This is a genomic window from Bradyrhizobium sp. 2TAF36 (genome assembly GCF_052114925.1).
Classification (GTDB): domain Bacteria; phylum Pseudomonadota; class Alphaproteobacteria; order Rhizobiales; family Xanthobacteraceae; genus Bradyrhizobium; species Bradyrhizobium barranii.
The window spans coordinates 113,766-137,127 of the sequence record NZ_JBFRFR010000005.1 but is presented as its reverse complement, the minus strand read 5'-3'; the positions used below and the strand labels follow the sequence as shown (position 1 = coordinate 137,127).

Below are 23,362 nucleotides of genomic sequence, written 5' to 3'. Positions count from 1 at the left end.
GCGAGGAACAGCGCAACCAACACGACCGCGACCGTCGTCGGCAACGCCAACATGAAGGTCGTCTTGATCGTATTGTACTGGTAGGCGTCGTTGAAGAACGCGACATAGTTCGAGAATATCCCGGCGTCGCGCTTCTTCGGCTGCAAGCTGATGTAGATCCCGTAGAGGAACGGGTAGACGAACATCGCGAGCACGTAGAGCAGCGACGGCGCAAGGCAGAGGATCGCGACGAGGTCCAGTTCGCTGCGAGAATCAGAGCGGATGCGGCCCACGATCTGTCCCCTCACTCGCGACGCAGCAGGACGAACTTGTCCGCCGGCAAGGTCAGATCCAGCATCTCGCTCAAAACGAGCTTCTCGTGCGAACGGACCCAGAGCCGTGCGCCGCCATCGAGCGCGATCTCGGCCTCCTGCTCGCGTCCGAGATATTCGACCAGCTCGACCTTGCCGCGCAGCACGTTGACGCCATCACCAGACTTGCCGAGACGCACATCTTCCGGCCGGATAGCCAGAACGGCGTGCTCGCCCAGGCGGAAGCTATCCCTGGCCCTGGCCTGCAGGATTTGCCCCTTGAAACCGGCTTCGATCATACCGCCCGCTTCCTTGCCGAGTGTCACATCGAGGAAATTTCGAAAGCCCATGAAATCCGCCACGAAGACGTTCTTGGGGCGGTCGTGGATTTCCTGCGGCGTCCCGACTTGCATGAGCACACCTTCGCGTAGCACGACGATGCGGTCGGAGAGCGAGAGAGCTTCGGCCTGGTCGTGGGTGACGTAGATGGAGGTCAGGCCAAGCCGCCTATGCAGCTGCTTGATCTCGGCGCGCATCTCGACGCGGAGCTTCGCGTCGAGGTTGGACAACGGCTCGTCGAACAGCATCAACCGAGGGTGCAGCACAAGAGCCCGCGCAATGGCGACACGCTGCTGCTGTCCGCCCGAGAGCTGACCGGGATAGCGGTCTTCATAACCGGCAAGACGCACCAGACCGAGCATGTCCCGCACGCGCTGCTCGATTTCCACAGACGGCCGCTTCTGGAGAGTGAGGCCGAAGGCGACGTTGCCGAACACAGTCAGATGCGGAAACAGCGCGTAGTTCTGGAACACCATGCCGAACCCGCGCTTTTCGGGCGAGACATCGTCAATCCGTCGTCCGTTGAGATGGATCTCGCCGTCGCTCGGCGGCACCAGGCCTGCGATGATGCCGAGCGCCGTGGACTTTCCGCACCCGCTCGGCCCCAGGAAGGTGACGAACTCGCGGCCGCCGATCTCCAGCGGAAAGTGGTCGAGCACCACCTTGCCGCCATAACGCTTGGTGATCGACATCTGCAGCTTATCGATAGAGTCGGCCATTCCCCGCCCCGCATACGCGCGCGAGGGCCGCACCTGCGCGCCCTCGCGTCTTGGTCCCGGTTATTGTTATTTCTTGACCTGATCGGCACCGACCTCACGGTCCCACCGTTCCATCGCGTAGCTCAGCTCGGTCACGCCCAGTGGAGGCGATACCTTCCATTTGGTCCCGATCTGATCGTATTCAGGACGCCAGAACTCCTTGACCTCGTCCTGAATTTCCTTGGGCGCCGATGCGAGGGCTGCGGCCTTCACGACCGGACCGATGAAGGCCTTCCAGGTGAGCGCCTGCTGCTCCGGCTTCCACATGAACTTCATGAGGTCGACGATGACATCGACCTGTTCCTGCGGCACACCCTTCGGGATGCACCAATAGTGACCGTCCACCACGAACGYGGTGTTCTCCAAAATTGCGATCTTCGAGTCCGGCGGGATCACGCTCTGCGCGCGCGGCTTCATGTCCCATTCCATGATCCCGGCGATCATCCAGCGCTGCCCCTGGGCGAATTCCTTCAACGTGATCGCGGTACCGGTCGGATAATATTCGACGGACTTGCCGAGCTCCTTCAGGAAATCCCAGCTCTTGTCCCAGCCCTTTTCGGGGTCGAGCGGCTTGGAGTCCCCAAGAATGAAGGCAAAGCCCTGGAGGATCGCGCGGCCCGGCCCGCTGTTCGCCGGACGCGCGTACATGAACTTGCCCGGATTCGCTTTCACCCAGGCAAGCAGTTCCTGCGCGGTCTTCGGCGGGCTCGGCACCTTCGCCGGATTGTAGATCAGCACCGGTCCACCGGCATTGCCGACTGACGGAATGAGGACGCCCTTGCCCTCGTCGTAAAGCGCCTTGCCCGCGTCGGTGAGGCCGTCGCGCGGAAAGTTCTTCTGATAATCGGGGATGGCGATGAGCTGGCCGTTCTGGGCCAGCAGCGCGCCGCCATCCTGCCCGGTCAGCACCAGATTGATATCGAGGCGTCCGGCATCCTGCTGCGCCTTGATTTTGGCCGGAAGCTCCGGCGCGGGCGCGCGCTGGATCCTGATCTCGCTGACCTTGTCCGGATTCGCCTTCTTGTAGTTCTCGATGATGGTCTGCACCGAGGCCAGGTCACCGCCGGTATCGATGATCGAAAGACTGACCGGAGCGGCCAGGGCTCCGCTGCAAAGACACGCCCCCAACAGGACGGCGACCATTGGGGTTGCTGACCTCGGTTTCATTCTCGCCTCCCACGCGCTTTATTTTTTGCGCAACTTGTTATTTATTTGTAAGGCAAACATCGACGAAATCTTCGCTGGTTGTCAAGCGGTCTGTTCTGTGGCTGTTTCGAACTGCCGCCCGAGTGCCTTGTGCACGGACTGAAATGTCAAAAACTTGTTTGGAAGCCGAACGCAAAACCGGACGGAGCCGGACTTGAAAAAGCCTGCGATGAAATCCGCGGAGTTGCCGCTGTCGTCCTCGACGGGACGATTGAGCGACCGGATCTACGACCATGTGCTGGGTCAGATCGCGATCGGCATCCTTCCCGTGAACTGCCGGTTACCGCCCGAGAATGGCCTTGCCGAACTCCTCGGCGTGTCGCGGCCCGTCGTTCGCGAGGCGCTGACGCGATTGCGCGACGACGGGCTGATCGCATCACGCCAGGGCGCGGGATGGTTCGTGACGCGGCGCCCGGCCGCCAATGCCTTCGACTTCGCGCCCGTCAGTAGCATCCCCGACATCCAGCGCTGCTTCATCTTCCGGATGGCGGTCGAAGGCGATGCCGCGGCCCTCGCCGCCCGCAACCGGGACCGACAAAGCCTGCGCCGCATTCAGCAGGTCCTGACCAGGCTGGATACGATGGTTGCCCAAGGGCGCGAGGGCGGCCTTGGTGTCGAGGAAGATCTCCTCTTCCACCGCACGATTGCGGAGGCGAGCGGCAACCGGTTCTTTGTCGAGACGCTGACGTCGTTGAGGGAGCAGATCGCCATTGGCGTCAATCTCAACCGCAACCTGTCGCTCATTCAGCCGCGCGGCCGCATTCTCAGGGGGCAGCAGGAGCATCGCCGCGTGTTCGAGGCCATCGAGGCACAAGACGAGGACGGCGCCCGCCGCGCCATGCGCACGCATGTCGAAAATGCCCGCAAGAGAATATTCGAGGGGGGCTGATCGCCGCGATGTGAGCCACGCACCGCGCGCTTAGATCGTCACCACGATCTTGCCGAACTGATTGTTCGACTCCAGGAAGCGATGCGCCTCGACGATCTCCTCGAACGGGAACGTTCTGGCGATCACCGGCTTCAAGCTGCCGTCTGACAACCCGTCGAGGATGAACGCCTTTGCTTTCGCAAGGCGCACGGGATCGCGGATGATCTCGTGCACGAGGTAGCCGCGCAGGACCAGGCTCTTGGTCAACACGTTGAAGAGCGGGAACGGCGTCGGCGCGGTGCTCAGCCCGCCATACTCGATCAGGATTCCGCCCGGTGACATCGCCGCGGTCAGCGGCTCGAATGCCGGACCTCCGACGGCGTCAAACACCACGCGGACGCCGTTTGAACCGGCGATCTCCGCAAACCGCGCTCCGATGTCCTCCTCGTCCGAGGCGATCACGTGCGCGGCGCCGGCATCGCGCAAGGCGCGCCGCTTGGCCGAGGTCCGCGTCAGGGCGACCGGGACAGCGCCGATCCGGTTCGCGATCTGGATGGCCGCAAGCCCGACGCTGCTCGATGCCGCCGTGATTGCGACGACATCCCCTCGCCCAAGTCCGGCGATGTCGACCAGCGCGCCGTAGGCCGTCAGATACTGCATCCACACCGCAGCCGCCGCCTCGAAGCCAAGCTCGGGCGGATGCTTCACGACGAGCTCGGCCGGAAACGTCGCGAGTTCGGCATAGGCCGGCCATCGCACCATCGACAGCGGCGGCACGATGCTGACTGCATCGCCCGGCGCAAAGCCGGCCACGCCTTCACCGATCGCCTCGACGATACCTGCCGCCTCCAGGCCAAGGCCGGACGGAAATGTCGCGGTCTCGATATAGGTGCCCGTCCGCAACAGCGCCTCCGCACGGTTGAGACCGAGCGCCCTGACCCGGATCTGCACCTCGCCCTTTGCCGGCGGTGGAACGTCGACGGTCTCGATGCACAGCACTTCGGGACCGCCATGCCGGTGAAAGCGAACGACGCGGGTCATGGATACACTCCAAAACAATTGAACTGAATGGAGCTATGCCGATCCCACCGAAGTGGATAAATGGCCCGAATACGCGAACAGTCGAAACCAGGAGTTTTCAATCATGGACCGCCTGACCAGCATGGCCGTATTCGTCCGGGCCGTCGATCTCGGTTCGTTCGCGGCCGCGGCCRACGCCCTGGAGATGTCGGGGCCGATGGTCGGCAAGCATGTGCGCTTCCTCGAAGAACGTCTCGGCGTCCGCCTCCTCAACCGCACCACGCGGCGCCAGAGCCTGACCGAGGCTGGCCAGGCCTACTACGAGCGCTGCCGCGCGGTACTCAGCGAGGCCGAAGCCGCCGACGCCGTCGTGGCCGATGAACTCTCCGCGCCGCGCGGCAGGCTGCGCGTGACCATGCCTGCCCTGCTCGGACGGCACTGCATCGCCCCTCTGTTGATGAAGCTCGCGCGAAAATATCCGCATCTCGAGCTCGACCTCTCCTTCGGCGATCCCATCGCTGACATCATCGAGGCCGGCTACGATCTTGCGATCCGGACCGGCGATCTCGACGACCAGTCCGGTCTGATCACGCGGCGCATCGCAAGCCAGCGCATGGTGGTGTGCGGCGCGCGGTCCTATTTACGCGCCAACGGCAAACCAAAATCGCTCGACGATCTCGCCGCGCATCAGGCGATCATCTATCGCCGCTCTGGACGCGTCCGGCCATGGCTGTTTCCACAAGCCGACCAGCCGGCACGCGAGATCATGCCGTCAGGCAGGCTGAGGCTCGACGATATGGAGGCGATCGCGGACGCCGCCGCACAGGGCATGGGGCTCGCCTGGCTGCCTTATTGGCTGGTCCGCGAGCGTCTCAACAGCGGCGCGCTGGTCGGCCTCCTCGAAGGCCAGCCCGAATTCCTCTACGACTGCCACGCGCTGTGGCCCCGTTCGCCCCGGATTCCGCCAAAAGTGCGTGCCGCCGTGGACGCGCTCGCCGCCTTGCCGAAGCTCATGGGGTGATGGTCGAGCCCGCCCCCGTTAACTCCCCGTCCACCATCCGGCTTGCCGGGCGGCCGGTAACCACGAGCATTAACAGACCCTCAACGTACCCCCGACAAATCTATCAATGTTTCTGGAGATTTCGCCGTGGATCTGTTGGTTTTCGAGTTCCTGGGGCTGGCGCTGGTCGCCATGTGCGTGGTCGTGGTGGCGCTGCCCTGCGCGCGCAAATCCTCGCACCGGATCCGTTACGAATAGGAATTTCGTCGGAAAGAGACGATTCCGGCCTGATGCAATGCTCGAATTCGCTTAGAGCCCCTTGACATCACAGCGCTTTCGGCAGAACGGCTGATACCAAGTGTCATGGGCCGTTCATGGATTTGATTACCACCACCGCTGACCTCGCGGCTGCCTGCAGCCGGCTGGCCAAGCACCCCGTTATTACAGTCGATACCGAGTTCCTGCGCGAAACCACCTACTACCCGCTGCTGTGCGTGGTGCAGATGGCCAGCCCCGAGGAAGCGATCGTCATCGACACCCTGGCCGAGGGGATCGACCTCAAGCCGTTCTTCGACCTGATGGGCAACGAGGGCGTGCTGAAGGTATTCCATGCCGCCCGCCAGGACATCGAGATCATCTGGCACCAGGCCAACATCATCCCGCACCCGGTGTTCGACACCCAGGTCGCGGCCATGGTGCTCGGCTATGGCGACAGCATCGCCTATGACGCGCTGGTCGAGAAGGTCGCGGGCCACCGCCCGGACAAGACCCACCGCTTCACCGACTGGTCGCGCCGGCCGCTGACAAAAGAGCAGATGCACTACGCGGTGTCCGACGTCACGCACCTGCGCGACGTGTTCGCCGCGCTCGATGCCGACCTCAAGAAGCGGCGCCGCAGCGAGTGGGTCTCCATCGAGATGGAGGTTTTGACCTCGCCCCGCACTTACGACTTCCACCCCGAGCGCGCCTGGGAACGGCTGAAGACGCGGGTCCGCAAGCCCAAGGACCTCGCGGTCCTGATGGAGGTCGCGGCCTGGCGCGAGCAGGAAGCGCAGAGCCGCGACGTGCCGCGCGGCCGCGTGCTGCGTGATGAAGCCATCAGCGACATCGCGACCCACGCGCCGAACACGCTGGAGAAGCTCGCCCATCTGCGCTCGGTGCCGAAGGGGTTCGAGAAATCCAAATGGGGCGCGGACATCGTCGCCGCGGTCGAGCGCGGGCTGGCGCGGGATTTCGCGACGCTGCCGAAGCTGGAGAAGCCGCGCAACAACAACAATGGCGCCGCCATCGTCGAGCTGTTGAAGGTGCTGCTGCGCATGACCGCGGAGCGCCACGCGGTCGCCAGCAAGGTGATCGCCACTGTCGACGATCTCGAAGAGATCGCAGCGGACGACGAGGCCGACGTGCCGGCCTTGCGCGGCTGGCGCCGCGAGTTGTTCGGCGACGCCGCCTTGAAGCTCAAGCGCGGCGAGCTGGCGCTCGCGATCGAGAAAGGCCGCGTGATCGGGGTCCAACGGGTGGAGCCGGTTAAACCGTCATCCTGAGGCGCGAGGCGTGAGCCTCGAAGGATGAGCGGCCCCCGCTGCGGCCAGTCGGCCGTCGCCCTTCGAGGCTCGCCGAAGAGGCGAGCACCTCAGGGTGACGGTGATAAATCGAGGCTCACTGCATCAACGCCGTCATTGCGAGCGAAGCGAAGCAATCCAGAATCTTTCCGCGGAGACGGTCTGGATTGCTTCGTCGCCAGCGCAAAATTGCTTCGCAATTTTGTTGCGGGCTCCTCGCAATGACGAGGAGAGAGCCTACGCCGGCGTCAGCTTCGCCACTTCCGGCTTCATGTCGTTCAGCACGCCCGTAATGGCCGCGATCAGCTCGTCGATCTGGGCCTTGGTGACGATCAGCGGCGGGCAGATGGCGATGGCATCCAGCATGTTGCGCGAGATCACGCCGCGCTCCTGGAGCATGCGGCTGGCGATGCCGCCGACGGCGCCGGGCGTGCTGGCGGCCGTCTTGCGTCCCTTGTCGAGCACGAGCTCGATCGCCGCGATCATGCCGACGCCGCGGACCTCGCCGACCAGCGGATCGCTGGTGAGCTCGCGCAGCTTGCCCTGCATGTAGCCGCCGAGCTCGGCGGCGTGCGCGACCAGGCCGCGCTCCTCGATGATCTTGAGATTCTCCAGCGCAATGGCCGAGCCGACGGGATGGCCGCCCGCAGTGAAACCGTGGCCGAGCACGCCGATCTTGTTGCTCTCGTCCGCGATCGGCTCGAACATGCGGTCGTTCAGGATGATCGCCGACAGCGGGAAATAGCTCGAGGTGATCTGCTTGGAGACCACCATCACGTCCGGCTTGATGCCGTAGGTCTCGCAGCCGAACATCTTGCCGGTACGGCCGAAGCCGCAGATGACCTCATCTGCGACCAGCAGGATGTCGTATTTCTTCAGGACTGCCTGGATCTTCTCCCAATAGGTCGCCGGCGGCACGACGACGCCGCCCGCGCCCATCACCGGCTCGCCGAAGAAGGCCGCGATCGTATCCGGGCCCTCCTTCTGGATCAGCGCGTCGAGCTCCTCGGCCCGGCGCGTTGCGAACGCCTCCTCGCTCTCACCGGGCGCGCCGTCCTTGTAGAAATGCGGCGAGCCCGTGTGCAAGATGTTGGGCAGCGGCAGGTCGAACGAGCGGTGGTTGTTCGGCAGGCCGGTGAGGCTTGCCGAGGCAATGGTGACGCCGTGATAGGCGCGCATCCGGCTGATGATCTTCTTGCGCTGCGGCTGGCCAAGCGCGTTGGAGCGATAGGCGATCAGCTTGAGGACGGTGTCGTTGGCCTCCGAGCCGGAATTGGTGAAGAACACCTTGCTCATCGGCACCGGCGCGAGCGCCACCAGCTTCTCGGCGAGGTCAATCGAGGGCCCGTGCGATTTGGCGGAGAACGTATGGTAGAACGGCAGCGCCAGCATCTGCTTGTGCGCCGCCTCGACCAGYCGCTTCTCGTTGAAGCCGAGCCCGACGCTCCACAGGCCGGCCATGGCCTCGAAATAGCGCTTGCCCGACGCGTCGAACACGTAAGGACCCTCGCCACGCTCGATCACCAGCGGACCGGCCTGCTGATGCGCGCGCGCATTGGTATAGGAATGGAGCTGGTAGGCCACGTCCCGGGCCTCTTGCGAATTGGGCAGCATGGACATTGCGGGATTCCTCAACGGTGCGTCATTGGAGGTCATGACGCAGACCTGTCCAAACGACGAGCTTGTCCAAAGAAAACGTCGACATCTTGGCTATTGCGGCAGGCCGCAACTTGCAACGTCATTTCGTTGGCAACAAGCGCACACGAGCGTTGCAGGAAAGCAGCGCTGGCACTTCGGCAGGATATATCGCCTCGGCTAGCCTCGCCGTGCCAGCACGAAGGCCGCCGCCGCGGCGATCAATGCCGGGACGGCCGCAGCGCCAAACAGCGGCTGCGGTCCCATGTCGCGGGCCAGCATGACGCCGCCGATCAGAGGCCCCACGATCGAGCCGATGCGGCCGATGCCCAGCGCCCAGCCCACGCCGGTCGATCTGATCGCCGTCGGATAGAAGGTCGCCGTCAGCGCGTTCGAGGCGATCTGTCCCCCGACGATGCAAAATCCCGACGCGAAGATCGCGATCGTGACCAGGACGATCGAATGGCTGGCCATCCCAACGGCGGCCACCGCGACCGCCGCAGCGAGATAGGTCAGCGACAGCGCGCGAAACGAGAAGCGGTCGATGAACTGGCCGAGCGTGAACGTGCCGACCACGCCGCCGACCTGGAGCATCGCACCAATCGCGGCCGCCCCCGAAACCGACACGCCGAGATCGTTCAGCACGGTGGGCAGCCAGTTCGACAGCAAATACAGGTCGAGCAGGCTCATGAAGAACACGACCCAGAGCAGAACCGTCACCGATGCGCGGCCCTCTGCAAACAAATGCGCGACGCGCAATCCCGACAATTTGGGCTCCTGGACCACGAATTTGGCATTGCCGGCGAAGGATACCCCCGGGGCTATCTTTTGCAGGAGGTTCGCCACCTCGCGGTCGCGGCCGCCCATCATCGCCAGGAACCGGATCGACTCCGGCAACGCCTTGAAGAGGAAAGGCAGAAGCAGCAGCGGCACGAGGCCGCCGACGAGGAACACCGAGCGCCAGCCGAAAGCCGGGATCATGGCGGCCGCCAGCAGCCCGCCCAGGGCCGCACCGATCGAAAAGCCTGCGAACATGATCATGACCATGGTGGCGCGGCGGCGATGCGGGCTGAACTCGGAGATCAGCGCAATCGCATTGGGCATTGCACCGCCGAGACCGAGACCGGTCAGAACGCGCAACGCGATCAGCCAGGTCGTATCCACCGCGAACACGGTGAGCAGCGTCCCGATGCCGAACACCAGCGTGCTTGCGAGGATGATGCGGCGGCGACCGATCCTGTCGGCCATCGGACCGAAGATCAGGGCGCCGATCATGAGACCCAGAAGCCCCGCGCTGAACACCGGACCCAGGCTGCCACGCGCCAGCTTCCATTCCTGCGCGACTGCAGGCGCGACATAACCGATGGCCTGGGTGTCGAAGCCGTCGATGAACAGCACCGCGGCGCAGACGAGCAGAACCCGGATCTGAAAGGCGCCGACCGGCTGACGATCGACATAGGCGGGAACGTCGACCGTGCCCGACACGATCCCATCCGTAGCTGTGACGGCCATGCCCAACCCCTCCCCGGCAGCTCACGCACTATTATTCTTCTTAAAATCTCTTATAGTGAGATTATAACGAAGGCAAGCCACTGCCGTGCCGCCGTTTTGCGGCCGACGCGAATGCGGGTATCACGGCGAATACGCGAAGCTGGATCGAATCTCACTTGGTCAAAGCAAACAGTCAGGATCGGGTTCTTGCCGTGCTCGATCTCTTCACCGAGGCACGGCCGCAATGGTCGCCCGAAGAGCTCATGAAGGAGCTCGGCTACACAAGGCCGACGCTGTATCGCTATCTGAAGAGCTTGAAGGACAGCGGCTTCGTGATGCCGACGCGCGGCGGCCGGTTCGCGCTTGGCCCGCGCGTGGTGGAGATGGACTATCTCAGCCGCCGTTCCGATCCGCTGATCGCAGCAGCCACCCCGCATCTGGAGCGGCTGTCGGCCGCGCACCCCTGTACGGCCCTGGTCGTGCGCTGGTATGGCGAAAAGATGCTGTGCGTGGCTTCAATCGCCTCCGTCGTGAATCCCGTAAGCAGCTATCCGCGTGGCCGACCGATGGCGATGGGACGTGGGGCAATCGCGCGCTCGATCATGGCCTTTCTGCCCAAGCAACGCGTAATGCCACTGGTGACGCGCTATGCCGCCGATCTGCGCAGCGTCGGCGTCGGCGACACCTCCGACGAAATCCTGGCAGCGCTGAAACGCGTGCGGCGCGCTGGCGTCGCGGTTGCCTTTGGCGAAGTGACACCGGGCGCGGTCGGGATCGCCGCGCCGATCCTCGATGCGGGCTACCCGATCGCAAGCCTCTGCATCACGATCGCCGGACCACATGCCAAGGGCGAGTTGATCGATCGCATCAGCGCGGAGGTCAGCGAAGCGGCCCGGCAAATCTCCGAGGTAATGACATCGTAATCTAATCTCATTATTTGAGATTTTACTTGACGAGATCCGTGCGACATCTCATGAGGACGAGCGATCGCGCCTCGCGCGATGACAATCGTGGGGAAGCGATGTGAGGCAGGCTTCAGCGGATAGCGACGCGCCCGTCGTGATCGTCGGCGGCGGACCGGTCGGGATGGGTCTGGCGATCGGCCTTGGCCAGCGCGGCATCAAGACCATCGTCGTGGAACGCCACGAACAGCCGCAGCCGATCCCCAAGGGACAGAACCTCACGCAGCGGACGATGGAGCATTTCCATTTCTGGGGCGCGGAGGCAGCGCTGCGCGCGGCCCGCACCATTCCTCCCGACTATGGCATCGGCGGAATGACCAGCTACGGGACGCTGCTCAGCGGCTACAATTACAACTGGCTGCAGCGCGAACTCGTCCGCCCCTTCTATTTCACCGACAACGAACGCCTGCCGCAATACGCGACCGAAGCCGTGTTGCGGCAACGGGCGGCACAGCTTCCCTCCAATGACCTGCGATACGGCTGGACCTGCCGGGATATCCGGCCTGACGCCGAGGGCGTGAGCCTCGACATCGAAAATCGCGACGGGATGATGCAGAGCCTTCGCGCCGACTACGTGATCGGCTGCGATGGCAGCCGATCGATCGTGCGCGAACGCGCCGGCATCACCCAGACCCGCTCCGACCACGACCGGCTGATGGTGCTGCTGGTGTTTCGCTCCGTCGAATTGCATCGACTGCTCGAGGCCTTTCCAGGCAAGTCGTTCTACAGCGTGTTGCATCCGGACCTCGAGGGCTATTGGAAGTTCTTCGGCCGGGTCGATCTCGGCAGCACCTGGTTCTTCCATGCCCCCGTTCCCGCGGACGCCACCGCCGACAATTTCGATTTCCGACGCTTGCTGCACGATGCCGCCGGCGCACAATTCGACATCGAGTTCGAGCACATCGGATTCTGGGATCTTCGCTTCACGGTCGCGGACAGCTACCGCGCCGGCCGCGTCTTCCTCGCCGGAGATGCCGCGCACAGCCATCCGCCCTACGGCGGCTATGGCATCAACACCGGCTTCGAGGACGCCGCAAATCTGGCGTGGAAGCTCGCCGCGACGCTGCAAGGCTGGGCGCCAGCCGGTCTGCTCGACAGCTACGATGCCGAGCGGCGTCCGGTGTTTGCGTCCACTGCGCGCGATTTCATCGAGACTCCGATCTTCCGCGACCGCGATTTTCTTCGCCGGCACGATCCGGCGCGCGATCGGGCGGATTTCGAGGCCGCCTGGCACGAGCGGCACTCCGGCGCGCGCGCCGAGGTCAACGCCTTCGAGCCGAATTACGAGGGGTCACCAATCGTCTTTGGTCCGGCCGGCGCTGTCTGCAGCGCGATCGGCTCGCACGCCTATCCGGCGCGCGCAGGTCATCATCTCACCCCGCAACCTCTGTCGTCAGGCAAAAACGTGTTCGAGGAATTGGGCGACGGCTTCACCTTGATCGATCTGACGGACGGCGCCGCGGCAACAGCTCTTGAGCAAGCCGCCGCGCGGCTTGGCATCCCGCTGACGGTGATCAGGGACACCGCATCAGGCGGACGCGAGAAATACGAGGCGCGGCTGATCCTGGTGCGGCCCGATCAATTCGTCGCCTACGCGGGCGACAACGCTGATGACGCATCCGATATCCTGATGCGCGCCATCGGCCGATCCTGAGAGAAACGCTTTCGCCGCAGGCCCGAAACCCTACGCCGCGCCGTCGTCATCCTCTTCGTCGGCAGCGCGAGCGGCTTCCCTCACCTCCACCAGCGCCATCGAGAGCAGATAGACCGTCGTGGGCAAGCCGACGCTGCGCGCCGTCTCCACAGCACGCGACAAATCGCTTGCCAGCTCCTTGAGCTCGTCCCCCCCGTGACAATGTCCCACCCCATCCATCCGCCGACCACGGCCGCCTAGACCGCGATGGCGCCGCTGGTTCTGATCAGTTCGGCGCTGGCATGGACTGTAGCAAAATTCCCGATCACATTCACCACCGACTGTTTGTAGACGGCGGCATCGCCCGTGCCCGGCTGCCGGCAGGCCACGGCGTCAGTGGCGATCTGGTAGCGATGGCTGCGGTGAAACCCGTCGACGGCGGTGGCCAGGATGGTTTCGTCCAGGGAAAAGCCGACCAGAATGCAGCGCACATTGCGGATATTGGACATGTAGTCCACGAACCGCGAAGAGCTGTAGGCCGACGGCAGCGGGTGCTCGAAAGTCATTTCGCCGGGCCGCGGCTTCGCCTCCGCGATCCAATCGGTCAGCCTGGATGCCGGATTGAACCACGCCGCCTGGGCGATGCGCTTCAGATGCATCACCGGCCAGAGATTGGTGCGCCACAGTGTCAGGAGCTCCAGGCAGCGCACGGTGGCGGCTTCGCCGTCGAGGATGACATGGCGACGCCCGGGGGTCAGATATTCGACCTGGAGATCCGCACAGACCAGGATCGACGGATCATCGGTAATGGAAGCCAGCATTGTCTTGCGCAGAGCTGCACCAATTTCAGTGATCGGCGAGTGCGAGGTCCCGTAGCGGCGAGGTCACCGCCCGCCCCGCGGATGCGTCGAGCACGCCGGGCCGGTCCCAATCGCCCTCGGGACGGATGATCACATAGGGATCGCTGTCCAGCGTGATGGCGTCCGGCCCCGGCTCGATCTCCAGCAGCATCTCCGTGTAGGAGAAATCCGAGAAGGTGATCTTGCGGTTGTGACCGAGCGGCTTGGCGCCGAAATGAGCCCAGAAATCGACCAGCCGGTCCTGCGCCTGGCCGTAGATCTTGCGAAAGCCCTTGCGCTTCACATAGTCGACGCTCGCCTGAACCAGCTTGAACGAGACGCGCGAGCGCCGATATTGATGACGCACCGCGAGCCGCTCCACCTTGGCGAAATCCCCGAAGAAGCGTACCCGCAGGCAACCCGCAGGCTCGTTGCCGACGTAGCCGATGAAGTGCGCTGCGACCATGTCGTTGCCGTCGAACTCCTCGTCGAACGGACAATCCTGCTCGGCGAGATAGACCGCCGCGCGAATGGCGGTGACCAGCATGAGGTCGTTGGGATCGCGCGCGAGGCGAATGGTGATGGCGCGGGAGTCGGGCTTGGCGAGGGGAATCCTAGTGCCGTGCATCTGCAAAACTCCTTGTTTGGATGATCGCGCCCGGCATCCGCATCGGCTGCCGATGCCAGGGCCGCTCGTAACACCAGAGATCGGGCTGGAAGCTCGGGACGGGGTCGAATCCCGTCGCCTTCATGATGTCGCGTCCGGCCACGGTTGACGGCTGCGCATAGCAATCCGCGCCGCGAAACCTTACCTGACGTAGATGAGCCGCGGCCTTGCCGAGACCGGCGATACCCCGGCCTGTCGCCGCGATCGCCCAGATGTAGATCGCTGCAACGTCTTCCTTCGCGGAAGCGAGATAGCGCGTTTCGGGTGCGGTCAGGCAGATCTCGTCGAGCAGCAGCGCATCGTGTCCGCGGTCGTTGAGGAACAAGAAGGCCATGCCGCCGACCAGATTGCCCTTGCGACTGAATGTCAGGATGCTCTGAGGATCGAACGTGAAATATCGCGCAAGCTCTGCCGTTCCGATCTGCACACCCGGCACCAGCCGGTGCGCCATTTCAGAAAGCGCAGCAATTTCGGAAGATTGCGCACATCGGACATCGACGTCCGGACTGAGCGGCAATGCATCGAAATCATGCCTTGCGGCAAAGGAGCCCCTTTCCATACTCATGTCACCCCTCTATCCTCCGAGGATTTAGTGCCCCGCTATGACGATGACCTTAGCGGTTGGGGATCTGGCGTATGCAGCAGTTATTGCACCGGGGTGCTGCTTTGATGCAGCACCGTGAAGAAGCCCTGGACGCGTCCTGGGACGATTTGAAACTCTTTTTAGCGTGCGCAAAATATAAAAGTTTCCGCAACGCGGCCGAAGAACTCGGCCTCACCTCCACCACGCTGATGCGCAGGATCGACCGGCTCGAAGAGAGCATCGACTGCAAGCTGTTCCTGCGCGACCAGAGCGGACTGACGCTCAGCGATGAAGGCGCTGCGATGATCGCCGACGTCGCGCATATGGAGCGTCATGCCTTCAACGTCTTCCGGCGTGCCTCGCGATCGTCGAACGACACGTCAGGCACGGTGCGCGTTGCGGTGACGGAAGGCCCCGGCAATTTCTGGATCCTGCCGCGGCTGATCGATTTCCAGAAGACCTATCGCAAGATCACCGTCGATCTGCGCTGCGCGATGGAGCAGGCCGACGTCGCCCGGCTTGAATCCGACATCGCGATCCAGCTCGAGCCGCCGACCAATCCCGACCTGATCGTCGCCAAGCTCGGCCGCCTGCACATCTATCCCTTCGTCTCCAGGGAATACGAGAACCTCTACGGCGTGCCGGCGTCCCTCGCCGAGCTGAAGAACCATCGCATCATCAAGCAGAGCGCGCCGCAGGTCGACGACGGCGCCTACGCCCGCGTGCTTGGACTGAAGTCGCTCGAAGGCATCGTCGGGATCAAGACCAACTCCTCGGTTGGCGTGCTCTATGCGGTGGAGCGCGGCGCCGGCATCGGCTTCCTGCCGACCGTGTCGATCGCGCTCGGCGCACCGCTCGTTGCCGTCGATCTCGGTGTCAGCCACCACGCCGATCTCTGGCTCACCTATCACAAGGAATTCCGCAACTCCGAGCGCCACAAGATCGTGGTCGACTGGCTGAAGAAGATCTTCGATGCCAAGACCTATCCCTGCTTCCGCGACGAGTTCATCCATCCGAATGCGCTGGTGCCAATGATGACGGCCGCGCGCGAGGGCTTTGGGCTAACGGGTTATGTCGCGGCAACGCCGACGTAGACGCAGGGCGCGCTTCGCCCTCACCATCTGTACTCGAAGCCGACCGTGCCCTGATGCGACGTCAATTCGTTGCGGAACTTGCCGTCATAGTTGATGTAGAGCCGCGCGACGCTCGTGAGGCTGAGCGAGGCCGAGGCGCCGGCATCCATGCCGTAACGGCTCTCCCCGATGCCGGGAACGACGATGCTCTGGGTTCCCAGGCTGACCTGAACCGATCCCAGGTTCTGGTAGAAATTGTCGACGAACTTGCCGTAGGCCGACAGGTCCAGGATCTTCTGGTCGTAAATGAAGTAGCGCCCGATCTCCGCGCCGATCATCACGCGCGCGCGTGAGAGTGCCGTGGAGCCGACGTTCAGTGGATCGAGCCCTCCGGCCTCCTGGAACGCGGCGCTGGTGGCGCGCACATATTCGAGCGCGCCCTTGGGCACGATGCGCATCTGGTCCTTGGTCCAGTAATAGCTGATCTCGGTCAGGCCACCGTCGATCGCGGCACGATAACCCGCGGTCGCAAGACCAACGCCCGTGTCCCTGCTGGAACGGACCTTGCCGAAACCGTGCACCACCGCGAACGCCCAGGTCCACGGTCCCTTGTCGACCGAGCCGTTGAAACCGATTTGCGTCAGGTCGAGCGTCGCCGATTGCAGTGCCAGCGGTACGTCGATGTCGGTATGGCTCTGGTCGACGGAGAAGCCGAGATTGACGCCCGGCGCGACCCGCGCGCCGAAACCGGCGACGCCGCCAAAGGTCTTGCGCTTGTCTCCGACGAAGTCGCCCTGCGCGTCGGTCCGGACCGAGATGCCATAGCCTTCGAACCAGGTGCGGTAGAGCGGATCCTCCGTGCTCGCCGAGGCGCCGCCCCCACCGGGATTGGTGCGCGATGCACGGTTGACGCCGCTAGAGGCCTGGTTGCCGAGCCGCTCCAGGAAATTGGAGCCAAGATTGAGCGCACTGTTGCCGGCCGACTGGTCGTAATTGGTCGCGGTCGGCATGGGGGTCGGTGACGCCGTGGGTGTCGGGGTCGGGGTCGGCGTGGGCGTCGGACTCTGCGCGAAGGCTGATGTCGCCGACATCGTCACGACGAGTCCAAGCGCCATGACGAGCGCAGCCGCGATCCGGCGGACACGGCCCAGCCCAACCGTCTGCCGTGTCCCGGAGAGCTGCAAGGCGCAGCGCATGACGACTAATCCCGAAGCAAAGTGGCGGAGCGCAAAAATGCAACACGAACGGCGCGCGCTTGCGGCGATTTGTGCCGAACTGCCACGCAGGGTCAACCGGTTGGCGCGCTGGAGCGGGGCTATTGCCTCGATTGTGGTTCCCTTGCCACAGGTCGCAAATAGCAGACAGCGATAACCGCCGCGATCTTGAAAGCCGTGCACCGCTTGCTAACGCGCGAATTTCATGTTGCAATATTGGACACAATCGGAATTGGCCGCTCGGCTGTGCGTTTCGCGACATTGAGACTCGAACAGACTACCGGAAGCCCGTTTGTGGCGTGGCACGCGAAACTGCGGCCGCGTCTTTTTTGTATCTAGTGGAGGAGATGAGCGATGCCGCAAAAGGGCACCGTCAAATGGTTCAACCCGACCAAGGGCTATGGGTTCATCAAGCCGAACGGCAGCGATAAGGACGTGTTCGTCCATATCTCGGCCGTCGAGCGTGCCGGACTCTCGACCCTTAATGAGAACCAGGTGGTTGAATAYGACCTCGTGGAGAACCGCGGCAAAGCATCCGCGGAGAACCTCAAGGTCTCCTGATGTCTCTCAAAGCTTAGCGCGAGAGATCATGACGATGCCCCCGGCTCTGCCGGGGGATTTTGTTTGCGAAGACGAAACACGGTGCGACGGCGCTTCAGCGCACCACCGGCGAAACCAGAAAATTCTCCGACGGCCCGCTACCCGCCGTCTTGCACACATCGCCCTCGATCCGGACCTTGCCGGTCGCTAGCAACCGCAGCGCTTCGGGATAGATGCGATGCTCCACCTCGAGAATGCGCTCCGACAGCGTAGCGCCCGTGTCGTGGTCGCTGACGGGGACTGCACCCTGCATCACGATCGGGCCAGCATCGGTCTCGGGGATCACGAAGTGCACTGTCGCGCCAGACAGTTTGACGCCGGCGCGCAAAGCCTGACCGTGCGGGTCCAAACCAGGGAATGACGGCAGCAGCGACGGATGGATGTTGAGCATCCGCCCATACCAGGCCTTGGTGAACTCGGCCGTGAACAGGCGCATGAAGCCGCCGAGACAGATCAGCTCGATGCCGTGCTGGTCGAGCGCGGCCTGCAGCAGCTTTTCAAAGCCGGCGCGGTCCTTGCCGAACGGCTTGCTTTCGATCACCAGCGTGTTGACGCCGCTCGCCTTTGCGCGTTCGAGCCCGAGAGCGTCGGCCTTGTTGGAGATGACGAGCGAGATTTCCGCTGGAAACTCCGCCGCAGCAGCGGCCCTGATCAGCGCGGACATGTTGGAGCCGCGGCCGGAGATCAGGATGGCGACGCGCCGCTTCATCACAGCGCCAGTCATCACGGTGCCAGGTCGAGGTGGCCGTTATAGACGACGCGATGCTCGCCCTCGGCCGGAATCACGGTACCGAGCTGCGCGACCGTCTCACCGGCATCGCTGAAGACCTGCACGACCTGATCGACCTTGTCGGGCTCGACGATCGCGATCATGCCGATGCCGCAGTTGAAGGTGCGCAGCATCTCGAGCTCGGCGATGCCGGCTTGGGCAGCCAGCCATTTGAACACCGGCAGCACCGGCAGGCGCGCCAGATCGATACCGACGCCGAGATCTTTCGGCAGCACGCGCGGAATGTTGTCGGTGAAACCGCCGCCGGTGATGTGGGCGAGCCCCTTCACCGCGCCGGTCTCGCGGATCGCACGCAGGCAGGATTTGACGTAGAGCCGCGTCGGCGTCAGCAGCGCGCCGCCGAGCGTCATGACCGGCGCGAACGGGGCCGGCGCCTCGAAGCTGAGGCCGGACTGCTCGACGATCTTGCGCACCAGCGAGAAGCCGTTGGAGTGCACGCCAGAAGAGGCAAGGCCGATCACGGCATCGCCCGCGGCGATGTCCTTGCGCGGCAACAAGGTACCGCGCTCGGCGGCGCCGACGGCAAAGCCGCCGAGGTCGTAGTCGCCGTCCTTGTAGAGGCCGGGCATCTCRGCGGTCTCGCCCCCGATCAGGGCGCAGCCGGATTCGCGGCAGCCTTCGGCGACACCGGCGACGATCGAGGCGGTCGCCTCCGGGTCGAGCTTGCCGCAGGCGAAATAGTCGAGGAAGAACAACGGCTCGGCGCCCTGCACCACGAGGTCGTTGACGCTCATGGCGACGAGGTCGATGCCGATCCCGCCATGCAGGCCGGTCTCGATCGCGATCTTGACCTTGGTGCCGACCCCGTCGGTGGCGGCAACCAGGACGGGGTCCTTGAAACCGGCCGCCTTGAGGTCGAACAGGCCGCCGAATCCGCCTATCTCGGCGTCGGCGCCGGGCCGCGCGGTGGCGCGCACCATCGGCTTGATCAGATCGACCAGGCGGTTGCCCGCGTCGATATCGACRCCTGAATCGGCGTAAGTGAGGCCGTTTTTGCGGTCGGTCATGCCCGATTTCCAGTGGGTTTGCGGCTGGTTACGTCGAATTCCGGGGACGCGCAATGGCAAGCGTGGCGCCCCGCCCTATACTATGTAGATATCAACCGGTTCAGCCTTCAAACGGGCCGGATTCGAGATCAGGCCGGGTGCCAGGAAGCGCCGCGTGAGTATTCCGAATATCATTACCCTGGGCCGCATCATGCTGGTCCCAATCATCGTCTGGGCCATCGTGTCGAGCCAAATGGAGGTTGCGTTCGCCGTCTTCCTCATTGCCGGCGTGAGCGACGCGGTCGACGGCTTCCTCGCCAAGCGCTTCAACATGACGAGCGAGCTCGGCGCCCTGCTCGATCCGCTCGCGGACAAGGCGCTGCTGGTCTCGATCTATCTGGCACTGGGGATCTGGGGCGACATCCCGCGCTGGATCGTGATCCTGGTGGTATCGCGCGACATCATGATCGTCGCCGCTGTGATCGTGTCCTGGCTGTTCGACAAGCCGGTCGAGATGAAGCCGTCGAAGGTGTCGAAGCTCAACACCGCCGCCCAGGTGGCCTACGCGGCGCTGGTGCTGGCCTCCCTCGCTTTCGGCTTCAAACCGGCGCCCTATGATATGATCCTGATGGGCCTCGTCACGGTCTTCACGCTCTCTTCCGTGTCGCTCTATCTCGTCGAGTGGCTGCGGCACATGAGCACGATCGAGGCCAAGTAGCACGATCGAGGCCAAATGAGCCGGGATGCGGCCCCGCAAAAGGCCAACTCCCGCTCGATGAAGTCGAATCTCTTCAAACGAAGCCGGCGTGCCGGCACGGAGCACAGCAAGCGTGGCAGGCCGCGTTCACCCCCGACAATTGGCATTCTCTCTTCCGCACGCGGAGAGCCTCAGCCGGGATAATTTCCYCGAAGGCCCCGCCAACGAAGCCGGTCTTGCCCTCATCGATGCCTGGCCGGAATGGCCGAACCGGATCATGTGGCTGGCCGGCCCGGAAGGAAGCGGCAAGAGCCATCTCGCCGCGATCTGGGCCGAGGATTCCGGCGCCCGCTCGACCACAGCCAATGGGCTGACCGCCGAAAACGTCCCGGGCGCGCTCGCCACCGGCGCGCTGGTGGTCGAGGATCTCAAGGCAAAAGAGTTCGACGAGCGGGCCCTGTTTCATCTGATGAACCTCGCCCGCGAGGATGGGGCCTACCTGCTCTTCACCGGCCGCGAGGTACCGGCGTCGCTCGAGATCGAGCTGCGCGATCTGCGCTCGCGGCTGCGCGCGGTTCCTGTGATCTCGCTGCTGCCGCCCGACGACCAGCTCTTCCGCGGCCTGATCGTCAAGTTCTGCGCCGACCGCCAGCTCACCGTGGATGAGAGCGTGGTCAGCTATCTCGCCACCCGCCTGGAGCGGTCTTCGGCGGCCGCACGGGGGGCCGTTGAGCTGCTCGACAGCGAAGCCCTGCGCCTCGGTCGCCCCGTCACGCGGGCGCTGGCCGCCGAGCTGCTTCGGGACGCCTGACCCTTCCACCCTGGCTCCAAGGCCGCTTGACGCGGCGCAGCGGCGGAACATCAATGTCATCGAAACGTCATCGGACTAACACATGCTCCCGCCGGTTTTGCGCATAAGTCGCAAATTGGGGCGAACTGGATGGATCGACTTCTGATGGACTCTGCGCAAGCTGTTGAAATTAAAGAAAAAGCCCCGGAGACCGAGGGCCTGCCGGCGATTGCCTCAAGTCCCGAGCGCTTCATCAATCGCGAGCTCTCCTGGCTGCACTTCAACCGCCGCGTCCTGGAAGAAGCGGTCAATCCCAGCCACCCCATGCTGGAGCGGGTGCGATTCCTGTCGATTTCAGCGAATAACCTCGACGAATTCTTCATGGTTCGCGTCGCCGGCATCAAGGCCCAGGTGCGCGAAGGCATTGCCGAGCGCGCGCCCGATGGCCTGACGCCGTCCGAGCAGCTCGCGCTGATCAACCGCACCGTCTCGCAGCTCGCCTCCGACCAGCAGGCGATCTGGCGCGACCTGCGCAGCACGCTGGCCGACGTCGGCATCGCACTGGTCGACGGCAAGGACGTCACCAAGGCGGAACGGACCTGGATCGAGGACTACTTCCTCAACAACGTGTTTCCGCTGTTGACCCCGCTCGCGATCGACCCGGCTCACCCCTTCCCGTTCATTCCGAGCCTCGGCTTCACCATCGCGCTCCAGCTGACGCGCGCCGCCGACGGCAAGCAGATGAACGCGCTGATTCGTATGCCCGGCAAGATCGACCGCTTCATCCGGTTGCCGGCCGAGGGCAAGGTCGTGCGGCTGATCTCGCTCGAGCAGGCGACCGGGCTGTTCATCAACCGCCTGTTCCCCGGCTACAATCTCCACGGCCAGGGCGCCTTCCGCATCATCCGCGACTCCGAGCTCGAAATCGAGGAAGAGGCCGAAGACCTCGTCCGCCTGTTCGAGACCGCTCTGAAGCGCCGCCGCCGCGGGTCGGTGATCCGGCTCGAGATCGACGGCAAGATGCCGGAGGAGCTGCGCAGCTTCGTGCAGCATGCGCTGTCGGCCGCCGACGACGAGGTCTTCCTGGTCGACGGCGTGCTCGCCATGAACGAGCTCTCGCAGCTCACCCGCCTCGACCGGCCCGATCTCGAATTCACCCCTTACGTACCGCGCCATCCCGAGCGCGTGCGCGAGCATGGCGGCGACATCTTTGCCGCGATCCGGCAGAAGGACCTCGTCGTCCATCATCCCTACGAATCCTTCGACGTGGTGGTGCAGTTCCTGCAGCAGGCCGCCCGCGATCCCGATGTCGTCGCGATCAAGCAGACGCTCTACCGCACCTCCAACAATTCGCCGATCGTGCGCACGCTGGCGGAAGCCGCCGAAGCCGGCAAGTCCGTCACCGCGCTGATCGAATTGAAGGCGCGCTTCGACGAGGAGGCCAACATCCGCTGGGCCCGCGACCTCGAACGCGCCGGCGTGCAGGTCGTCTACGGCTTCCTCGAACTGAAGACGCACGCGAAGCTCTCGATGGTGGTGCGCCGCGAGGGCGGCGGCCTCACCACTTATGTCCACACCGGCACCGGCAACTATCACCCCGTCACCGCACGTATCTACACCGACCTCTCCTACTTCACCTCGGATCCGACCATCGGCCGCGACGCGGCGCGCGTGTTCAACTTCATCACCGGTTATGCCGCGCCGAGCGATCTGGAAAAGATGGCGGTGTCGCCGCTGACGTTGCGCAAGCGCATCATCGAGCACATCCAAGGCGAGACCGCGCATGCGCGGCATGGCCGACCCGGCGCGGTCTGGATGAAGATGAATGCGCTGGTCGACCCCGACATCATCGACGCGCTCTACGAGGCCTCGCAAGCCGGCGTCCAGGTCGAGCTCGTCGTGCGCGGAATCTGCTGCCTCAGGCCCGGCATTCCAGGCCTGTCGGAGAACATCCGCGTCAAGTCGATCATCGGGCGCTTCCTGGAACACGGCCGAATCTACTGTTTCGGCATGGGCCAGGGCCTGCCGAGCGCGAAAGCGGCTGTGTATATCTCCTCGGCCGACATGATGCCGCGCAACCTCGACCGCCGCGTCGAGGTGCTGTGTCCGCTGCAAAATCCCACGGTGCATCAGCAGGTTCTCGAACAGATCATGGTCGCGAATCTGAAGGACAATGAGCAGAGCTGGCAATTGTTGCCGGACGGGTCCTCGACGCGTATGAAGACCGCGAAGGGCGAGGAGCCTTTCAACGTCCACAACTACTTCATGACAAATCCGAGTCTATCTGGCCGTGGAAAGTCGCTCAAGGAATCCTCGCCGCGCCGTCTCACGCGCCGTAATGAACGTCATCAGTCTTGAT

The 23,362-nt window shown here is 63.9% G+C and carries 22 protein-coding genes and 1 pseudogene; 10 read left to right on the top strand and 13 right to left on the bottom strand.

Annotation, left to right across the window (positions count from 1 at the left end):
• The 3 genes and pseudogenes from AB4Z51_RS04350 to AB4Z51_RS04340 form a co-directional block, all read right to left on the bottom strand.
• Window positions 1–272, bottom strand: a pseudogene (locus tag AB4Z51_RS04350) (ABC transporter permease); the annotation flags it as partial.
• 11 nt (window positions 273–283) lie between these two features.
• Complete coding sequence (locus tag AB4Z51_RS04345; RefSeq protein WP_441497083.1) at window positions 284–1,348, bottom strand: ABC transporter ATP-binding protein; 1,065 nt, start codon at window positions 1,346–1,348, stop codon at window positions 284–286.
• Window positions 1,349–1,414: 66 nt separating this feature from the next.
• Window positions 1,415–2,554 (bottom strand): ABC transporter substrate-binding protein, encoded by a 1,140-nt coding sequence (locus AB4Z51_RS04340; RefSeq protein ID WP_441497082.1) that lies wholly within the window; start codon window positions 2,552–2,554, stop codon window positions 1,415–1,417.
• Between the two features lie 250 nt (window positions 2,555–2,804).
• Here AB4Z51_RS04340 and AB4Z51_RS04335 point away from each other — a divergent pair, with 250 nt between their 5' ends.
• The gene (locus AB4Z51_RS04335) at window positions 2,805–3,482 is read left to right on the top strand and encodes a FadR/GntR family transcriptional regulator (protein ID WP_259257836.1); all 678 of its coding nucleotides are present in this window, start codon (window positions 2,805–2,807) and stop codon (window positions 3,480–3,482) included.
• Window positions 3,483–3,512: 30 nt separating this feature from the next.
• On the opposite strand, the gene AB4Z51_RS04330 is transcribed toward AB4Z51_RS04335, so the two are convergent.
• Complete coding sequence (locus AB4Z51_RS04330; RefSeq protein WP_441497081.1) at window positions 3,513–4,502, bottom strand: zinc-dependent alcohol dehydrogenase family protein; 990 nt, start codon at window positions 4,500–4,502, stop codon at window positions 3,513–3,515.
• Window positions 4,503–4,605: 103 nt separating this feature from the next.
• Between AB4Z51_RS04330 and AB4Z51_RS04325 the strand changes: the two genes are divergently transcribed.
• Together AB4Z51_RS04325 and rnd are read left to right on the top strand one after the other, a co-directional pair.
• The gene (locus AB4Z51_RS04325; protein ID WP_441497080.1) at window positions 4,606–5,502 is read left to right on the top strand and encodes a LysR family transcriptional regulator; all 897 of its coding nucleotides are present in this window, start codon (window positions 4,606–4,608) and stop codon (window positions 5,500–5,502) included.
• Between the two features lie 353 nt (window positions 5,503–5,855).
• The gene (gene rnd, locus AB4Z51_RS04320; protein WP_085402881.1) at window positions 5,856–7,025 is read left to right on the top strand and encodes a ribonuclease D; all 1,170 of its coding nucleotides are present in this window, start codon (window positions 5,856–5,858) and stop codon (window positions 7,023–7,025) included.
• Between the two features lie 255 nt (window positions 7,026–7,280).
• Here the strand turns inward: rnd and AB4Z51_RS04315 are convergent, their stop codons facing one another.
• A complete protein-coding gene (locus AB4Z51_RS04315) occupies window positions 7,281–8,663 on the bottom strand; it encodes an aspartate aminotransferase family protein (protein ID WP_208086457.1) in 1,383 nt (460 codons plus the stop codon).
• Window positions 8,664–8,858: 195 nt separating this feature from the next.
• Window positions 8,859–10,190, bottom strand: coding sequence for an MFS transporter (locus AB4Z51_RS04310; protein ID WP_208086456.1), 1,332 nt, complete (start codon window positions 10,188–10,190; stop codon window positions 8,859–8,861).
• 155 nt (window positions 10,191–10,345) lie between these two features.
• Here AB4Z51_RS04310 and AB4Z51_RS04305 point away from each other — a divergent pair, with 155 nt between their 5' ends.
• Together AB4Z51_RS04305 and AB4Z51_RS04300 are read left to right on the top strand one after the other, a co-directional pair.
• Entirely contained in the window at window positions 10,346–11,092 is a 747-nt protein-coding gene (locus AB4Z51_RS04305; protein ID WP_208086455.1) for an IclR family transcriptional regulator, read from the top strand.
• Window positions 11,093–11,192: 100 nt separating this feature from the next.
• The gene (locus AB4Z51_RS04300) at window positions 11,193–12,785 is read left to right on the top strand and encodes an FAD-dependent monooxygenase (protein ID WP_441497079.1); all 1,593 of its coding nucleotides are present in this window, start codon (window positions 11,193–11,195) and stop codon (window positions 12,783–12,785) included.
• A 30-nt stretch (window positions 12,786–12,815) separates the two neighbouring features.
• Here the strand turns inward: AB4Z51_RS04300 and AB4Z51_RS04295 are convergent, their stop codons facing one another.
• Genes AB4Z51_RS04295 through AB4Z51_RS04280 form a run of 4 tightly spaced genes read right to left on the bottom strand, consistent with a single transcriptional unit; the run spans window position 12,816 to window position 14,835 of the window.
• Window positions 12,816–13,004, bottom strand: a complete 189-nt coding sequence (locus AB4Z51_RS04295; protein WP_441497078.1) for a hypothetical protein — start codon at window positions 13,002–13,004, stop codon at window positions 12,816–12,818.
• A gap of 17 nt (window positions 13,005–13,021) precedes the next feature.
• Window positions 13,022–13,585 carry an isochorismatase family protein gene (locus AB4Z51_RS04290; protein WP_441497077.1) on the bottom strand — a complete coding sequence of 188 codons (564 nt, stop codon included), beginning with the start codon at window positions 13,583–13,585 and terminating at the stop codon, window positions 13,022–13,024.
• Between the two features lie 25 nt (window positions 13,586–13,610).
• Window positions 13,611–14,231 (bottom strand): GNAT family N-acetyltransferase, encoded by a 621-nt coding sequence (locus tag AB4Z51_RS04285; RefSeq protein WP_063983664.1) that lies wholly within the window; start codon window positions 14,229–14,231, stop codon window positions 13,611–13,613.
• Window positions 14,218–14,835, bottom strand: a complete 618-nt coding sequence (locus AB4Z51_RS04280) for a hypothetical protein (RefSeq protein ID WP_208086453.1) — start codon at window positions 14,833–14,835, stop codon at window positions 14,218–14,220. The genes AB4Z51_RS04285 and AB4Z51_RS04280 overlap by 14 nt, the downstream gene beginning before the upstream one ends.
• 71 nt (window positions 14,836–14,906) lie before the next feature.
• Here AB4Z51_RS04280 and AB4Z51_RS04275 point away from each other — a divergent pair, with 71 nt between their 5' ends.
• The gene (locus tag AB4Z51_RS04275) at window positions 14,907–15,947 is read left to right on the top strand and encodes a LysR family transcriptional regulator (RefSeq protein WP_071914600.1); all 1,041 of its coding nucleotides are present in this window, start codon (window positions 14,907–14,909) and stop codon (window positions 15,945–15,947) included.
• A gap of 20 nt (window positions 15,948–15,967) precedes the next feature.
• On the opposite strand, the gene AB4Z51_RS04270 is transcribed toward AB4Z51_RS04275, so the two are convergent.
• Window positions 15,968–17,122 (bottom strand): autotransporter outer membrane beta-barrel domain-containing protein, encoded by a 1,155-nt coding sequence (locus AB4Z51_RS04270; protein ID WP_441497076.1) that lies wholly within the window; start codon window positions 17,120–17,122, stop codon window positions 15,968–15,970.
• A gap of 372 nt (window positions 17,123–17,494) precedes the next feature.
• On the opposite strand from AB4Z51_RS04270, the gene AB4Z51_RS04265 reads away from it, so the two are divergent.
• The gene (locus tag AB4Z51_RS04265; protein WP_007591938.1) at window positions 17,495–17,701 is read left to right on the top strand and encodes a cold-shock protein; all 207 of its coding nucleotides are present in this window, start codon (window positions 17,495–17,497) and stop codon (window positions 17,699–17,701) included.
• A 94-nt stretch (window positions 17,702–17,795) separates the two neighbouring features.
• On the opposite strand, the gene purN is transcribed toward AB4Z51_RS04265, so the two are convergent.
• Window positions 17,796–18,449 carry a phosphoribosylglycinamide formyltransferase gene (purN, locus tag AB4Z51_RS04260; RefSeq protein ID WP_038957360.1) on the bottom strand — a complete coding sequence of 218 codons (654 nt, stop codon included), beginning with the start codon at window positions 18,447–18,449 and terminating at the stop codon, window positions 17,796–17,798.
• A gap of 14 nt (window positions 18,450–18,463) precedes the next feature.
• The gene (purM, locus tag AB4Z51_RS04255) at window positions 18,464–19,537 is read right to left on the bottom strand and encodes a phosphoribosylformylglycinamidine cyclo-ligase (RefSeq protein ID WP_354179782.1); all 1,074 of its coding nucleotides are present in this window, start codon (window positions 19,535–19,537) and stop codon (window positions 18,464–18,466) included.
• Window positions 19,538–19,691: 154 nt separating this feature from the next.
• On the opposite strand from purM, the gene AB4Z51_RS04250 reads away from it, so the two are divergent.
• The 3 genes from AB4Z51_RS04250 to AB4Z51_RS04240 all read left to right on the top strand — a co-directional run bounded on the left by AB4Z51_RS04250 (window position 19,692) and on the right by AB4Z51_RS04240 (window position 23,361).
• Window positions 19,692–20,234 (top strand): CDP-alcohol phosphatidyltransferase family protein, encoded by a 543-nt coding sequence (locus AB4Z51_RS04250; protein ID WP_063983669.1) that lies wholly within the window; start codon window positions 19,692–19,694, stop codon window positions 20,232–20,234.
• Window positions 20,235–20,346: 112 nt separating this feature from the next.
• A complete protein-coding gene (locus tag AB4Z51_RS04245; RefSeq protein WP_441497075.1) occupies window positions 20,347–21,024 on the top strand; it encodes a chromosomal replication initiator DnaA in 678 nt (225 codons plus the stop codon).
• A gap of 144 nt (window positions 21,025–21,168) precedes the next feature.
• On the top strand, window positions 21,169–23,361 hold the full coding sequence (locus AB4Z51_RS04240; protein WP_247311566.1) for an RNA degradosome polyphosphate kinase: 2,193 nt from the start codon (window positions 21,169–21,171) through the stop codon (window positions 23,359–23,361).
• Window position 23,362: the final 1 nt, after the last annotated feature.